The organism is Kribbella sp. NPDC056861, from assembly GCF_040687575.1.
Taxonomy (GTDB): Bacteria; Actinomycetota; Actinomycetes; order Propionibacteriales; family Kribbellaceae; genus Kribbella.
The window spans coordinates 258,951-274,007 of record NZ_JBFBNQ010000009.1 but is presented as its reverse complement, the minus strand read 5'-3'; the positions used below and the strand labels follow the sequence as shown (position 1 = coordinate 274,007).

General features: G+C 65.8%; 16 protein-coding genes. 7 read left to right on the top strand and 9 right to left on the bottom strand.

Annotated features, from left to right (window positions below):
* Positions 1–75 precede the first annotated feature (75 nt).
* Both AB0P21_RS38210 and AB0P21_RS38205 read left to right on the top strand, forming a co-directional pair.
* Positions 76–1,332 carry an ATP-binding protein gene (locus tag AB0P21_RS38210; protein ID WP_363703828.1) on the top strand — a complete coding sequence of 419 codons (1,257 nt, stop codon included), beginning with the start codon at positions 76–78 and terminating at the stop codon, positions 1,330–1,332.
* Entirely contained in the window at positions 1,325–2,002 is a 678-nt protein-coding gene (locus AB0P21_RS38205; RefSeq protein WP_363703826.1) for a response regulator, read from the top strand. The genes AB0P21_RS38210 and AB0P21_RS38205 overlap by 8 nt, the downstream gene beginning before the upstream one ends.
* A gap of 17 nt (positions 2,003–2,019) precedes the next feature.
* Here AB0P21_RS38205 and AB0P21_RS38200 read toward each other — a convergent pair whose 3' ends face one another.
* Positions 2,020–3,954 (bottom strand): hypothetical protein, encoded by a 1,935-nt coding sequence (locus AB0P21_RS38200; RefSeq protein ID WP_363703824.1) that lies wholly within the window; start codon positions 3,952–3,954, stop codon positions 2,020–2,022.
* A gap of 314 nt (positions 3,955–4,268) precedes the next feature.
* Positions 4,269–4,763: an FABP family protein gene (locus tag AB0P21_RS38195; protein WP_363703822.1), complete on the bottom strand. Its 495-nt coding sequence runs from the start codon at positions 4,761–4,763 to the stop codon at positions 4,269–4,271.
* Between the two features lie 166 nt (positions 4,764–4,929).
* On the opposite strand from AB0P21_RS38195, the gene AB0P21_RS38190 reads away from it, so the two are divergent.
* A complete protein-coding gene (locus AB0P21_RS38190) occupies positions 4,930–5,292 on the top strand; it encodes a DsrE family protein (protein ID WP_363703820.1) in 363 nt (120 codons plus the stop codon).
* Positions 5,293–5,301: 9 nt separating this feature from the next.
* On the opposite strand, the gene AB0P21_RS38185 is transcribed toward AB0P21_RS38190, so the two are convergent.
* Positions 5,302–7,071, bottom strand: a complete 1,770-nt coding sequence (locus AB0P21_RS38185; protein WP_363703818.1) for a hypothetical protein — start codon at positions 7,069–7,071, stop codon at positions 5,302–5,304.
* Positions 7,071–7,634, bottom strand: coding sequence for a hypothetical protein (locus AB0P21_RS38180; RefSeq protein WP_363703816.1), 564 nt, complete (start codon positions 7,632–7,634; stop codon positions 7,071–7,073). Before AB0P21_RS38180 ends, AB0P21_RS38185 begins: the two co-directional genes overlap by 1 nt.
* Before the next feature lie 196 nt (positions 7,635–7,830).
* Here AB0P21_RS38180 and AB0P21_RS38175 point away from each other — a divergent pair, with 196 nt between their 5' ends.
* Positions 7,831–9,003 (top strand): molybdopterin-dependent oxidoreductase, encoded by a 1,173-nt coding sequence (locus tag AB0P21_RS38175; RefSeq protein ID WP_363703814.1) that lies wholly within the window; start codon positions 7,831–7,833, stop codon positions 9,001–9,003.
* Positions 9,000–9,458: a hypothetical protein gene (locus tag AB0P21_RS38170; RefSeq protein ID WP_363703812.1), complete on the top strand. Its 459-nt coding sequence runs from the start codon at positions 9,000–9,002 to the stop codon at positions 9,456–9,458. Before AB0P21_RS38175 ends, AB0P21_RS38170 begins: the two co-directional genes overlap by 4 nt.
* Here the strand turns inward: AB0P21_RS38170 and AB0P21_RS38165 are convergent.
* Positions 9,398–10,225, bottom strand: a complete 828-nt coding sequence (locus AB0P21_RS38165; protein ID WP_363703810.1) for a 3-keto-5-aminohexanoate cleavage protein — start codon at positions 10,223–10,225, stop codon at positions 9,398–9,400. The genes AB0P21_RS38170 and AB0P21_RS38165 overlap by 61 nt on opposite strands.
* Before the next feature lie 94 nt (positions 10,226–10,319).
* Here AB0P21_RS38165 and dtd point away from each other — a divergent pair, with 94 nt between their 5' ends.
* Complete coding sequence (gene dtd, locus AB0P21_RS38160) at positions 10,320–10,745, top strand: D-aminoacyl-tRNA deacylase (protein WP_363703808.1); 426 nt, start codon at positions 10,320–10,322, stop codon at positions 10,743–10,745.
* A gap of 182 nt (positions 10,746–10,927) precedes the next feature.
* Here dtd and AB0P21_RS38155 read toward each other — a convergent pair whose 3' ends face one another.
* Positions 10,928–12,154, bottom strand: coding sequence for a choice-of-anchor P family protein (locus AB0P21_RS38155; RefSeq protein ID WP_363703806.1), 1,227 nt, complete (start codon positions 12,152–12,154; stop codon positions 10,928–10,930).
* Between the two features lie 284 nt (positions 12,155–12,438).
* On the opposite strand from AB0P21_RS38155, the gene AB0P21_RS38150 reads away from it, so the two are divergent.
* A complete protein-coding gene (locus AB0P21_RS38150) occupies positions 12,439–13,167 on the top strand; it encodes a LamG-like jellyroll fold domain-containing protein (protein ID WP_363703804.1) in 729 nt (242 codons plus the stop codon).
* 58 nt (positions 13,168–13,225) lie between these two features.
* On the opposite strand, the gene AB0P21_RS38145 is transcribed toward AB0P21_RS38150, so the two are convergent.
* Genes AB0P21_RS38145 through AB0P21_RS38135 form a run of 3 tightly spaced genes read right to left on the bottom strand, consistent with a single transcriptional unit; the run spans position 13,226 to position 14,839 of the window.
* Positions 13,226–13,522 carry a DUF1416 domain-containing protein gene (locus AB0P21_RS38145; protein ID WP_363703802.1) on the bottom strand — a complete coding sequence of 99 codons (297 nt, stop codon included), beginning with the start codon at positions 13,520–13,522 and terminating at the stop codon, positions 13,226–13,228.
* Position 13,523: 1 nt separating this feature from the next.
* The gene (locus AB0P21_RS38140; protein WP_363703801.1) at positions 13,524–14,372 is read right to left on the bottom strand and encodes a sulfurtransferase; all 849 of its coding nucleotides are present in this window, start codon (positions 14,370–14,372) and stop codon (positions 13,524–13,526) included.
* 11 nt (positions 14,373–14,383) lie between these two features.
* Positions 14,384–14,839, bottom strand: coding sequence for a DUF4395 domain-containing protein (locus tag AB0P21_RS38135; protein WP_363703799.1), 456 nt, complete (start codon positions 14,837–14,839; stop codon positions 14,384–14,386).
* Between the last annotated feature and the right edge of the window lie 218 nt (positions 14,840–15,057).

The window sequence follows — 15,057 nt, the reverse complement described above, 5'->3', positions numbered from 1 at the left end:
CATATCGTTCGCCAGCTGTCCGGATAGCGCGCCGCGCGGCATGCCACTGTCACGACTGGTGTGCACAATGTCGGCATGACCAGCCGCCCGTGGGAGCTCCGCCGCCAGGTGCTCTGGCTGCAGTCCGCCACGGCCGCGGTGATGGTCGCGCTGATCTGGCTCGTGCTGCTGGCCCGGACCCGCTCCCAGGCTGACCGGGACGCCGCCTCCGCCGGTATCACGCCGCCCGGCTGGGGTGATCTGATCCAGCTCGAGTTCCGGTCCCTGCTCGGGGTCGCCAGCTTGGTGCTCGGCGTCGCGGTGGCCGGCAACGCCCTCGTCACTTGGCGCGTACGCCGTACGACCCGCGGGATGGGCACCCAGTCACTCGCCTGGATGCTCGATTTCTACGAAGGCGTACTACGGGCCGCCCGCGAGGGTCTGTTGTTGATCGACACCGACGGTCAGGTCCAGCTGATCAACGACGAGGCCCGTCGGCTCCTCGGTCTGGACCAGGTCACGCCAGGTTCGACGGTGCAGGATCTGCACCTGCCGGCCACCTTGTCCGCCCTGCTCAGCGCCGGACGGACGGCGTACGACGAACTGCATCTCGGCGCCCTCGGCGTCGTCGTGGTCAACCAGCAACCGGCCCGGTCCGGGCGGATCGTCACGCTGCGGGACCACACCCAACTGCAGGCCTTGCTGGGTGAACTGGACGCCGTTCGCAGCCTGGCCGAGTCGCTGCAGGCGCAGAACCACGAGGCGTCGAACCGGCTGCACACTGTCGTCAGCCTGATCGAGATCGGGCGGCCGGAGCGTGCGCGGGAGTTCGCGGTCTCCGAATTGCAGCTCGCGCAGGCAATGACGGATCGCGTGGTCGGCACCGTCGGGGATCCGGTCCTGGCGTCGTTGCTGCTGGCCAAGTTGGCTCAGGCGCAGGAGCGGGGTGTGCTGCTCACGCTCGAGCTGGGCTCGGAGGCGCTGCACACGAAGCTGCCTGCGCAGGACATCGTCACGGTGGTCGGCAATCTGCTGGACAACGCGGTCGAGGCCGCGCGTGGCGGTCCGGCGCCCAGAAGGGTTGAGCTGAAGGCTTCCACGAGTGCGGAGTTCATCGATCTCGCGGTGACCAACACCGGGGCCGAGTTGGGGGCGACGGAGTTGGCTCGGATGTTCGAGCGTGGGTGGACGACGAAGGCCGAGCCGGGTCATGGGCTGGGGTTGGTGCTTGTTCGCAGTACGGTCGAGCGGTGGCAGGGGACGCTGATGGTGGACCCTGACTCCGAGCTGGACGAAGTACCGGCGTTGACTGTGCGGGTGCGGCTACCTCGGGCGGTGAGTGCTAGTGCCTGATTTGCGCGTTTTGGTGGTCGAGGACGATCCGGTCGCTGCTGAGGCTCATCGCGTGTACGTCGATCGGCTGCCGGGGTTCGTCTGCGTCGGCCTCGCCGGTACTGCGGCTCGCGCGCTGCACGTACTCAGCCGGGGAGAGATCGATCTGGTCCTGCTGGACATGAATCTGCCGGATGGTCACGGGCTCGACGTCGTACGGCGAATGCGTGCTGCGGGCAACCAGACTGATGTGGTTGCCGTGACTGCGGCGCGGGAGGTTGCCGCAGTACAGGCGGCTGCGCGGATCGGGGTCGTGCAGTACGTGCTGAAGCCGTTTGCCTTTGAAACGTTGAGAGATCGGCTCTCCGCCTATGCGCGGCAGCGACGCGCCGCGGAGGACGGTCAGGTCGTCGCCGATCAGGACGAGGTCGACCGACTGTTGCATCCAGCAACTAGCTCGTCAGTGCCGAAGGGGTTGGCCGGCTCGGTGCTGGATCGGGTGGTGACGCTGCTCGGCAACCGCGAGAGCTGGACCGCGGAAGAGGTCGCGGCGTCGATCGGTACTTCGCGGATCACCGCGCGGCGGTATCTGGAACACCTGGCCGACCAGGGACAGGCGCTCCGTACGCAACGGTACGACGGACGAAGCGGGCGACCGAAGGTCGAGTACTCGTGGGTGTCCGAGAGTTAGGACGAGACTTCGCCTCCTCAATCTTTTGGCATTTTGCGTATCGCGTCTGTCTCCAGCACTCGCTTTTGCAGGGACTTCAAAGCGTCCATGAAATCCGGCCCCTTAACAGCAGCGTAACTCACCTGGAAAGTCGAGAGCACACCTAGATCCAACACATAGAGGTCGGATCTACGGATAACAATTTTCAACTCTATAAGTGCATCAGCTGTGGCTTCGGCGACACGACTGCTACCGACTATTAGACGGTCGAACATTTCACCAAACAAACTGGGATTGTCTCCAGCGCCTGAGCGGAAAGACATGATAATCCGGCGGATCCAAAAGAACACCTCGTGCGAGATAGCCGGCTCGACTCCAGCCTCATTCTTCGAGATCTTGAAAATGAAGGGCCTCCATTGGAAACCTGCACCAGGAACATGCACTCGAAGAGAATCAGGGGGATAAGCGGTGACCCGCATGTCCGGCGGGTGACTCAATTCCCTAGCAACGATTAGAACACTGGCAACCTCGCCAGACTCATCCGACACAGTCACCTTCGATGCATTGATTTGGATTTCACTTACGACGAATACGACATTCGGGCCTATCTCAAACTCGTCTCCGCGCGCCGCAAGTACAACACCGTGATCCGAGACCACGATGCACCGCGATAGTGGAGAATAAAGCTCCAGAACTCCCGATGGTTCTGGTATTTCAAAGAGAAGGCTGTCACCGCGCCGGTCCGGATACTCTTCAAGCATCAAAACGGCACCGCCCCGTTCTGAGCTGGCAGCATACGACGCCATAGTGAGAGCCGGCGTTCCGGCCGCATATGAACGTATCAATTCATCAATTAGAAGCTCGTCGACTTGCGCAATAGAATTTGGCTGGACTGGGCCATCACGCCCCTCAAGTCCAATTCGAGCGCTCAGGCTATGAGCAAAGTGAGCAAAGAATGGTCCCGCTACTCGACACGCTGCTAGGAGGTCAGAGCGGCGAACGCCAAACAACTCACTTGTGGGCGATGTAGCTACGAAAGCTCTAACGTAGTCTGAGAATACAATGTTTGAGAAATCTCGATCGCTCAGGAACGGATGATCCAGAGCAAACGATGCTATCTGCTCTTCATACAGAACCTTATCGGCTGCGTCCAGCATAAGCGGGGGCACCAAATCGAACGAGATTGAAGATGTTACACCTAAAACTCGAAGGCATTGCTCCTCATTAGTGTATAACGTCCTACAATCTTCAGAAGATAGAGATAGAGACTTAGCTATCTGTTCGCGGACCTTATTTGCCTCGCGATTTAGAATACCTTCAACGATGCGCATCAGAAGGTAGCCGCGAGCAAGCCCTGCACCTCCATGCTCGAGCGACAACAGGCCCCCATCCGCCAGAGCAGCGGCGGGATTTTCTACCGCGAGTCGCTCTGATAAAACAAGCAAGACTGGCGGATAGCCCAAGAAATTCTCGGCCGCCTCCCAGTATTCCCCCGTGTTCCCCTCCTCGCCACTTAGCGCTTTCGCTAGATCACGGAAGACCTCATTCCGCAATTCACCGAACGGCTCCGAGTGAATTCTATGCACTCGATATGGGACACCGCTCTCTTCACGCCTATCTAAGGTATTATCGATCAGCTCGCAACTCTGCCCATATGAAAGTGCATTTATCTCACAAATTTCAGCTTTAACTCCGAAATCAGATAGAGCCAAGTATGCGGTCTCCACAGAATCTTTTCGACCGAAAATAATAACTTGCCTTGCCTGAGCCGGACTAGCGCCAAGAGTTTCCGAAACGTTCTTCAGGAAAGCAATAAAGTGCTCCCTCCCAGATAAGAGTTGCGCCTCATCAAGTGAGTCTAAAACCAGCGCAGCTCGCCCGCGCTGTAACTCATCGATGAAAGAAGGAGCAACACTCCATCCAAGCACATTTGCCAACCTGCCAGTCAACGTGTCGTGCCCAACCCGCAGCATAGCTAGATCTATGATTGGAGAATGTAGGTACCTGGCGACCGATTCTGCGGCAGCAGATTTACCCATCGCTCCCGGCGCTGTGACGAGAAGAACTGAGGCTGGTTCCGGATCCGAATCTTTCCAACTAACGTCCGGCCAGACATACCCAGGAATTTGTCCTGCCTCAGTCCGGAGTATTGAGTCAGGCTGTTCAGCGATTAGAAGAGAATCCCGTGCAGGCAGCGTCTTTACGAGATCGAGCAGATGAGCGCGGTGCGACATCCATGCAAGATAGCTCCAACGTAGTCGCCTAGATAGAGGCCGAGCCCTATCAATTAGGCGCGGACGAGCGTGGCCCAGAGGTGCGGCTGCAGCGGCAGACCCTCGGCGGCCATGTCGTAGGCCCACATCAGCTCGCCCTTGACCAGGCCGTAGAGCCGGTGGCCGGCGGCGACCTCCTTGGCCGTCTCGGTCCGGGCCACCACGTCGGTGCGCATCTCGATCTTGGCGCCGTCGATCTCGCCGTACCAGATCTCCGCGAAGCCGGTCGGGTGCGCCAGCACGACCTCGAGCTTGCCGTCCGGCTTGGGGCGCCAGAACCCGGTCTCGAGCGCCAGCGGACGCTCGCGCTTGCCGTCCTCGCCGACCACGTAGGTCTGGCTGACGTAGTGCAGGAACGGCTTGCCGTTGTGGCTGAAGTCGATCTGCTGCCCGAACTCGAATTTCTCGATCGTCGGGTAGTCACCGTGGCCGCGACCCTCCCACCGGCCGAGCAGCCAGGCGAGCGGCATCAGGTCGGGGTGCAGGTCCTGCGGGATCTCGAAAGCCATCTGTCCGCCTCAGCTCGCGCTACGGCCGCGGTACAGCCGGTAGACGACAAAGGCCGAGAACCAGCCCATGAAGATGGTGACGAGCACCAGCAGGGTCGTGAAGATGACGTGTAGCACGTTTGTCAGTCTAGGGGATGCCGGCGGCGGTCTGGGCTACGGTGGCGTGATGTCCCGCACGCTGGTGATCAAACTGACCGCAGGCGCCGATGAACCCGAGCGCGCCAACCAAGCCGTCACGGTGGCCGCGACGGCTGTCGCCTCTGGTGCAACTGTGTCGCTCTGGCTGACCGGAGAGGCGGTTTGGTTCGCCGTACCGGGGCGGGCCGAGGCTTTCGAGTTGCCGCATGCGGCGCCGCTGGCTGATCTCTTGGCGGCGGTGCTGGCCGGTGGTCAGCTGACGGCCTGTACCCAGTGCGTCAAGCGTCGCGAGCTCACCGAGGCAGATCTGCTGCCCGGCACGCGCATCGCCGGCGCTCCGGCTTTCACCGAAGAGATCCTCGCCGACAACGCGCAGGCCATCGTCTACTGAGTACTTGTCCTACTCGCCGATGCCCGGACCGTCTCGGCGGGCGCCCTTGTCCGCTCGGAGCTCGGCGGCGCGGTTGCCGGCGGTCTTGCCACCCACCTCAGCAGGCTCAGCCGTCCGCGGCTGAGTCGCCTGAGCGGCGTCGGCCTGCCCCTTCTGGAAGCCCTGCAGGTGCTTGATCTCGTCCTGCGACATCGGCTGACCGTTTTGTACGCCCTGCCCGTTCTGCCCGTTCTGCCGCGACTCCCGAGCCTCCTGCAGCGTCGTCTCCACCGCATCCGGCCGCTGCCGCCCGTTCTGCTCCTCCTGCCGAGCCGCCGCAGCCTGATCCCCACCGGTAGGCAACCCCGGCTGCTCCCCGGCGTCCCCCAGCTCCTGCCCGTCGCCCCGCTCCTGGCGCTGGTCCTGGCCCTGGTCCTGCGGCCCGACCTCGGCCTGAGGTTCGACCTGCCCCGGCCCGTCCTCACCGATCACCGGAGCCACCGCGCCATCCGCGTCGACGAACTCCCCGTCCTGCCCAACCTCAGCCTGCTGCTCACCGAGCCGAGCATCCCGCTCCTGATCGGTCTCCCCGATCACCTCAGCCGAAGCACCATCCGCATCAACAAACTCACCATCCTGCCCAACCTCAGCCTGAGCCTCGGCCAGCCGAGCGTCCCGCTCCTGGTCCGTCTCCCCGATCACCTCAGGAGCAGCACCGGCCTCATCCAGCACCGGCTCACCACTCTCCTGCTGTGCCGCCGACTCCTGCTGCGCAGCCGGCTCCTGCTGCTCCGCCGGCCCAGCATCCCGCTCCTGCTGCTCGACAGCTTGCTGCCCGGCCGGCTCCTCCAGCCCAGCAGGCTCCTGCTCACCCAGCCGAGCGTCCCGCTGCTGGTCAGTCTCACCAATTACCTCGGGAGCAGCCCCAGCCTCATCCAGCACCGGCTCATCCCGCTGCTGTCCAGCAGGCTCCTGCTCACCCAGCCGCGCATCCCGCTCCTGAGCTGTCTCACCGATCACCTCAGGCGCAGCACCGCCCTCATCAAGCAGCGGCTCGTCCCGCTCCTGCTGCTCGGCTGCTTGCTGCTCAGCTGGCTCCTGCAACTCGGCGGCTTCCTGCCGCTCGCCGGCCTCCTGCTGCTCAGCAAGCTCGGCCGCTTCCTGCCGCTCCTCCAGCTCATCCGCCACCTCATCAGCAACAACCGCCCCAGCTCCAGCAGCAGCAACCGCCGGCAGTACGTCACCCCCACGCGCCTCCTCCGTACGCCGGTTCTCCTCCGCCCGCTGCTGCTCGGCCCGCCTGCGCTCCTCAGCATCGCGCGCCCGCTGCTCCTCCTGCCGCTGCTCGACAGCGTCGACCTGACCGTTCCCGTTCGGGTCGACCCGCTCCTCGACGATCTCGTCGGTCTGCAGCTCACGGTCCCGGTTGTCGTCCAGCCCGTTGCGGTCCCGGTCGCGCTGCTCCTCCACCTCGCGCTGGATGTCCTCCGACGTCAGACTCGGATCGGCGTCCAGCCGGTCGCGCTGGTCCTGCTGCCACTGCGCCTCGTTCTCCAGCAGCGCCGTCCGGTCGTCGTCCGGCAGCCGGTCGAGCGCGTCGGCGAACTCCGGGTTGTTGCTGCGCTCGTGCACCAGGTCCTCGACCAGCGCGCGCCGCTCCTCGGAGCGCGCGGCTTCGCGCAGCTGCGCGTCCCGCATCCGCCGCGCCAGGTCGGAGTTGCGGTGCTTGGTCAACCGGGCGGACAGCATCCGGATCACCTGATAGATATCCCGCAGGATGTCTTCTTCGATCGATGCCATCAGGCCACCTCGCTCGCATAGACGGAGTACCCGAAACCGGCGCTGGCCTTGGCCGGCGTCACCTCGGGCTGGGTCGCGTATAGGTGCAGCTCAGCGCCAGGGCGCAGCCAAACTGCCAGATGACGGCGCCGCCCACGCCACTCCATCGGAATCCGCGGGTCGTCCCCCGGACCGACGAAAACCGGCTCGCCCCAGTACTGCCGGGCCAGCTCCAACTGCCCGGGCCAGTGCTCGTCGAGCCCGTCGTGCGCGTCGCCGATGTCCTCCGGAGCGATCTCGTACGCCGACCACCCGCTGCGCGGACTGTCCGGCAGTACGGCGTCGGGCAGCACCAGCATCACGGTACGGCGCGCGGTGACCAGCCCCCAGGTGTAGCGGTCGGGATCGATGTTGCCGGGAGCCCAGGGACGCCAGCCGGTGGCGGCGGTGACCCGCGACACCAGGGCGCGGATCGCGTCCAGACCGGTCTCGGGCGGACCCCAGACACGCTTCCAGTCGGACACCTCCGCGAGGTCGGCCATAGCGCGCTCGTCGTCCTCCAACGACCGCTGCTGCGTCCTCACTTGTCCCTCTCCCTTCACTCGAACCTGCCCAGCCTAAGGTCAACAGGTGGCATCGTGCTTGGACGCAAGCCGAGAGCCTGTGGATTCCACTCCTGTGAGCGAGCCGTAAGCCTCGGTACGGCGTACCAGCGGGCGTTCGCGAGCAGTAACCGCGCACGACCGCCGAGCAGCTGATTCCTGCGTTCTGATGAGAAGCATGAAGTTGCCGGAGCCACCCAGCGAGCAGTCGTTCCCCTCACCGCTGCACCATCCACGGGTCGCCACCGTGCTCGGGCGCTGGCTCGGGGTGGCGATCGCAATCTGCTTCCTGACCGGACTGCTCAGCCACTTCGCCCAGGTGACACCCGGCTGGCTCACGATCCCGACCCGCCCCGCGTCCCTGTACCGCGTGACGCAGGGCCTGCACGTACTCAGCGGCATCGTCTCCGTCCCGCTCCTGCTGGCGAAGCTCTGGACCGTCTACCCCAAGCTGTTCGCCAAACTCCCCTGGCCACCGAGCAAGCAGGCCCTCGCCACTGCCCTCGAACGCGCCTCGATCCTCGTCCTGGTCTCGGCCCTCGCGCTGGAGCTCTTCATCGGCTTCCTCAACACCCTCCAGTGGTACCCGTGGCCGTTCCCCTTCAAGGAAACGCACTACGCGCTCGCCTGGATCATCATCGGCGCCCTGCTCGTCCACCTCGCCGTCAAGCTCCCCCTGATCAGCACCCACTGGCGCCGCACCTCAGCCGACCGTACGCCGATCCCGCAGCACCCCGTCGATTCGTTGCCTCCAGCAATCACCGGCCTCAGTCGCCGCGGCCTGTTCCGCACCGTCGCCGGCGCCGGCACGCTGGTCGGCATCGCTTCGATCGGCCAGTCGGTACCGGCCTTCGGCCCGGTCGCCGTCCTGGCGCCACGCAAACCCAACATCGGCCCGCAAGGACTCCCGGTCAACCGCACCGCGAAGGACGCCGGCGTCGCCGCGGTCAACGCGGACTGGCGCTTCACAGTGACCGGCCCATCCCCGCTCTCCTACTCCCTCGACCAACTTCGCGCCCTGCCGCAGAACCGATCGGATCTCCCGATCGCCTGCGTCGAAGGCTGGAGCCAGGGCGCCCGCTGGGAAGGCATCCGGATCCGCGACCTGCTGCGGCTCTGCGGCGCACCAGAAGGCTCGCCGCTCCGCGTGGTCTCGATGGAGAAGGGCGGCTTCTACGCCACCAGCGAGCTACCACCCCAGTTCGCCGAGGATCCCTTGACCCTGCTGGCGCTACGCCTGAACGGCTCCGACCTGGACCTCGACCACGGCTTCCCCGCTCGCCTGATCGCCCCCAACCGACCAGGCGTCTTCCAAACCAAATGGGTCCACCGGCTGGAGGTCCTCAGATGATCCGCACAGCCAGAGCTGCACTGGGTGCGACAGGAGTCGGCCTCGGCCTCTGGGGTCTTCGCCTGCTACTCCAAGCAGTCAGCGTGGACGCTCTGATCCGCCTGCCGCTCTGGCTCGGCGGCGCCGTCCTGGTGGACGACTTCTTCCTGGTACCGCTGACCCTGGCCGCCGGCTGGCTGCTGACCCGCTGGTCGATGGGCCCCGACCGGCACCGCATCGTCGGCACCGTCCGCACCACCGGCCTGTACGTCGGAATCACCACGCTGATTGCCATCCCGTTGCTGATCAGGCAAGGCACCGGAGCCAACCCGACTGTCCTGCCGCGGAACTACCTGCGCGACTGGTTGTTGCTAGAGGCCACCATCATCGTGATCGGCCTCGCCGTCGCGGTCCTTCAGCGGCGCTTCACGTTCAGCAGGTCGCGGGCCTCGTCGGGCGACATCGGCGGGCGCTGAGCCAGCGTCGCCAACGCGGCGGCACGCTCGACCAGCTCCGCGTTGTGGGTCACCGGCTGCCCCTTGGCGAGCGTGAGGGTGTCCTCCATCCCGACCCGGAGGTGGCCGCCCTTCGACAGCGCGGCCAGCGCCACCGGCAACGTCGTACGGCCGACTCCGGTGGCCGACCACGACGTCACGCCGGCGGGAAGACCGTTGACCGCGGCAACCAACGCGTCCGGAGTACCGGGCATGCCGCCTGGCACGCCCATCACCAGGTCGCAGTGCACCTTGCCGCCGTAGGGCAGGCCGAACTTGTCCAGCAGCCGGTTGAGCGCCGCCACGTGGCCGAGGTCGAACAGCTCGAACTCCGGCACCACCTCGCGCTGCTGGCTGAGCTGGTAGAGCTCGGTGACGAACGGCCACGGGTTCATGAAAACGTCGTCGCCGAAGTTGACCGTGCCCATCGTCAGCGAGCAGGAGTCCGGTGCGGCGTCCAGCACCCGCAGACGGTGGTCGAACGGATCCGTCACGGCACCGCCGGTGGACAGTTGCACGATCAGCGCGGTGTTCTCCCGGACCGCGGTCACCGTCTCGGTCAGCCGGCCCAGGTCCAGCGACGGCCGGTGCTCGGCGTCCCGGATGTGGATGTGGATCATCGCGGCCCCCGCCGCCTCGCAGCGCTTCGCGGTCTCCACCAGCTCCTCTAGCGTGGTGGGCAGCGCCGGGCAGTCCGCCTTGGTGGTCTCGGCGCCGGTGGGTGCAACGGTGATCAACGTCGACGTCATGAAACGAATCGTGCCAGATCCGGGCCTGAAACGGGATATTTCGCGGCGAAGGGCCTCGATTACCGGACGATGTCCGGCACGACAGGATGGACCCATGAGAGCAGTCGTACAGCGGGTCAGTCAGGCGTCGGTCACGGTCGAGGGCGAGGTGGTCGGGGCGATCGACCAGCCGGGGCTGATGGTCCTGCTCGGTGTCACCCATGACGACACCGCCGAGAAGGCGGCCGCGCTGGCCGCGAAGATCTGGACCCTGCGGATCCTCCGCGACGAGCGCTCCTGCGCCGACGAGCAGGCCCCGATCCTGGCGATCAGCCAGTTCACCCTGTACGCCGACACCCGCAAGGGCCGGCGCCCGTCGTGGAGCGCAGCCGCCCCAGGGCCGATCTCCGAGCCCCTGTACGACGCCTTCTGCGCCGCCCTGGAAGCCCTCGGCGCCAAGGTCGAGCGCGGCCGGTTCGGCGCGGACATGCAGGTTGCCCTGACCAACGACGGCCCGGTCACCCTGATCCTCGACGCCTGACCCGATCGGCGCCCGCCCCGACGCCTGACTCGAAGACGCCCGGCGCGACGCCCGCCCCGACGCCTGACCCAAAGACAGGACCCCTGACTCCGGATCTCGTGGATCCGGACCCGGGGGTCCTGATGAAGCTACCTGGCTGAATCGGTGAGGTTCGGCTCAGCGAGGCTAGGTGGTTGGCTGGATCAGCCGATCACACCGGCGGCCGAGTGGCCGAGGACAACCTTGGTGTTCAGGCTGTAGACGTCGATCACCAGGGCGTTGACGGACACGTACCGGCTCTGACGCACGACCTGGTTGAAGGTCAGCTTGGCGACGCCGGGGATGTCCAGGGTGCTGTTCGGGCCCGTCTCGACCTTGTAGGTCTTGTTGCCGACCTTGATCGAGGCGACGCTCGAGGAGTGGTTCAGACCGACCTTGCCGTCCTTGGTCTTCCACGCGGAGGCGGAGGACTCGATGGCGCCGACCTGCAGGGTGCCGACCTTCACGCCCGCGATGTGCGAGGTGAAGTTGATGGCCGACTTCTCCGGTCCCGCGTAGCCGTTCTTCGTGGTGTAGACAGCGCCCACGTAGGCGACCTTCGGGATGACGACCTCGCCGGTGGCGTTGCGGACGGTCTTGCCTTCCGTGCCCTGGCAGGTGGCCTGGTAGGCGGTCTTGCCGGCCTTGACGAGCTTGTCGACGTGCGCGTACGAACCGAACGCGTCACCGATCACCATCGCGGTGGCCGGCTTGGTGATCTCCGCGCGGGTCTTCAGGACGGCGACGTCCACACCCTCGGGGATGTACTGGTTCTTGACGTTCGCGTGGATCACGACGGCGGTCGAGTACGAGTACTGGCCGGCGCTGGTCTTCACGCCGCCGACGCGGTTCAGCACGATGTAGCCCAGGCCCGGAACGGCGACCTTGTAGTTCGTGCTCGGCTTCAGCAGCGACTGAACGTTGACGCCGCCGATCTTGACCGCGGCGAAGGTGGTGCTGCCGCTGTAGGACAGCTGGCCGTTCTTGTAGACCGACGTAGTCGTGGTCTTGGCGCCGACCAGGTGCAGCAGGTTGCCGACCTTGATGTCAGCGGCGGTGGCGTTGCTGGTCACACCGTTGCCACGCGCGTCGTTGAACGAGTACGTGTTGGTGCTGACCGTCTGCGCGATCGCCTGCTTGTTCACGTTCGCGGTGGCGAGCGTGTTCTTGTCCGAGGCGCCCGGCTTGGTGGTGCAGCTGAACTGGCTGACGACCGTCGGGTCGCTGCCCACGATGCCGGCCTCGACGCTGGTGCCGAACGAGTAACCGCTGTAACCAAAGACCGGCGCGGCCGAGGCCGAACCTGAGGTCAACGCGATCGTCGAAGCTACGCCGACAACCGCCGCAACTCCTACGGCAGCGAGCTTCTTGTATCCGATGCGGGGTCTCATGACCCCTCCTCCCTGAGTGATGACGTGACCCTAGTGAGCGGGCCAGGACACAGACACAACTCAGCCGGTCGCGGTAGGTAACGAGCTGAACCCTCTCCGAGATCAAACCGTTATCCAATCCACCGCCCCGTGAGAACTGTGATCTTGCGCGTAACTTCCAACCGTGTAAGCGAAACCACACGAAGTCGCTGATTTTGCAGCTAGTTGCAGCCGCCGAGCAGCAGTCAGCCGCGGTTACTCGTTGCTAGCGTCCGCAGGATCTGACCAGGCAACGAGGGGGAAGCATGTTGCGAGCACCGTTGGTAGGACTGGCCGCACTCGGACTGCTGGCGGCGACCGCCGGACCGGCCCTGGCGGTCTCCCAAAAACTGCGCTGGAAGTTCGACAGCGTGAGCGCGGTCGTCACCACCGTGGCCGACGACTCCGGCAAGGGCCACACCGGTACCGCGGTCTCCGCGAACGGCGGCCAGATCACCGCCGTCTCGCCGGGCCGCGACGGGATCGGCAAGGCGGTGCAGTTCCCGGCGGTTTGCGCCGGCACCTGCCCCAGGGCCCAGATCACCAGCCCGGACGCGGCGGACCTCAACCCGGGCACGGCGTTGTTCAGCTACGGCGCCTGGCTCAACGTCACGCTGGCCGAGCTCACCAGCGACCACGGGTCCAACGTGTTCCAGAAGGGCAGTTCGGAGACCTCGCAGTGGAAGCTCCAGGTCGACGACGCGGTCGCCGGGCGGCCGAGCTGCATCACCCGTGAGGCCGGCGGCCTCAACTCGAAGAAGGCGTTGTCGAGCGTCGGGGTCGCCGACGGCAGCTGGCACAAGGTGACCTGCCAGCGCACCGCCACCGACCTGCAGATCCTGGTCGACAACGTGGTCCGCGGCTCGGTCACCGTGCCGGCGGCGTACGTGATCAACCCGACCGGGATGCCGGTCACGCTCGGCGCCCGGAGTACCGGCACGAACGGCGACCAGTACCACGGCCGGCTGGACGACATCTACTACAACCTGGACTGACACAGGCCGAAGGGCCCGTCGCGCAAGCAAACGGGCCCTTCGGGGTCAGCAGCGTAGATCAGACGGCGACGGCCACCTCGGCCACCTCGCCGTACTGCGCGACAACCTGCCGGTCGACCGGCTCCGCCTTCGGGGCCAGCGTGCGCAGCGTCCAGCTGCCCGGCGCCGCGAAGAAACGGAAGTGCCCGGTCGCGGAGGTCGGGACCTCGGCGGTGAACTCACCGGACGAGTCGAGCAGCCGTACGTAGGCTCCACCGACCGGCTCCTCGCCGCGCAGGACCTGGCCCTGGATCACGGCCTCCTTGTCGATGTCGACCCCCTTGAGGTCGAGACCGCCCTTCTTCGCGCCGCACATGTCAGGCCTTCCCGGGCTCGTCGCCGAGCGCGACCGGCACGCCGACCAGCGAACCCCACTCGGTCCACGAACCGTCGTAGTTCTTGACGTTCTCCTGGCCGAGGATCTCGTGCAGCACGAACCAGCTGTGCGCCGAGCGCTCGCCGATCCGGCAGTACGCGATGGTGTCCTTGCCGAAGTCCACGCCGGCGTCGGCGTACAGGGTCTTCAGCTCGTCGTCGGCGCGGAAGGTGCCGTCGTCGTTGGCCGCCTTGCTCCACGGGATGCTGGCCGCGGTCGGGATGTGCCCGGCGCGCTGGGCCTGCTCCTGCGGCAGGTGGGCCGGGGCGAGCAGCCGGCCGGCGTACTCGTCGGGGCTGCGGACGTCGACCAGGTTCTTGACGCCGATGGCCTTCTCGACCTCGTCGCGGAACGCCCGGATCTCGAGGTTCGGCTCCTTGGCCTGGTACTCGGTGGCCTCGCGCTTGACGGCGTCGTCGGTCAGCTCGCGGCTGTCCAGCTCCCAGCGCTTGCGGCCGCCGTCGAGCAGCCGGACGTCGCTGTGGCCGTACAGCTTGAAGTACCAGTACGCGTAGGCCGCGAACCAGTTGTTGTTGCCGCCGTAGAGCACGACCGTGTCGTCGTTCTTCACGCCGCGCTCGGACAGCAGCGCGGAGAACTGCTCCTGGTTGACGAAGTCGCGCCGGACCTGGTCCTGCAGGTCCTGCTTCCAGTCCAGCTTGATCGCACCGGCGATGTGGCCGGCGTCGTACGCCGAAACGTCTTCGTCGACCTCGATCAGGACAACGCCGGCGTCACTCTTGTGCTCCTCGACCCAGTCGGCCGAGACGAGCGAGGATTCCCTGCTCATGAATGCTGCTCCTAAGAAGTAGTAGCGGTGGATGGCGTACGAATGCGATGGATCAGTAGATAGGCCTCGCAACCGAGGCAGAGTCCGACGGCGGCGTTGACGAACGCGGCGACCAGGGCGAACCCGGTGGCGACCACGGCGAGCAGTTCGACGCCGGCGAAGTACCCGATCAGGCCGAGGACGGCGAAGACCAGGCCGACCAGCTGCGCGAACCGCGGCGGGGCCGCGTCCTCCAGCTCCATCGGCGGGCCGAGCCGGGGCCGGACCAGCCGCTTGAACAGCAGCCCGTACGGCGAGGCCTGGACGCCGAAGGCGACCGAGATCGCGAACACGACGGCCTGGACCACCAGGGGCCACGGGTTGTTCAGCACCAGAGTGAGCGCCAGGACGACCGTGGTCAGCGCCGCGGCGAACCGGAGTCCGCGCGGATCGACCTGGGGATGCGGTGCTGCCGTCTTGCTGGACATGACGACTCCCGGAGAAGGAGGTGGTGCGAGCCGGATCCGCCCGGGGAGTGCGGGAGGCGACGTACTGGAACCGTGCTCAGCTACCGGTTCCGGAGCGCTCGGGACGCCGCCTGGTCAGTGGGTACGACACAGGGACGAGCGCATGCGGCAGTTGTCCACTGCCCTGCGCTTGGTCAGCCATGTCGTGTACTCCACGCTCCCGAGAGTACGGAAAGCAA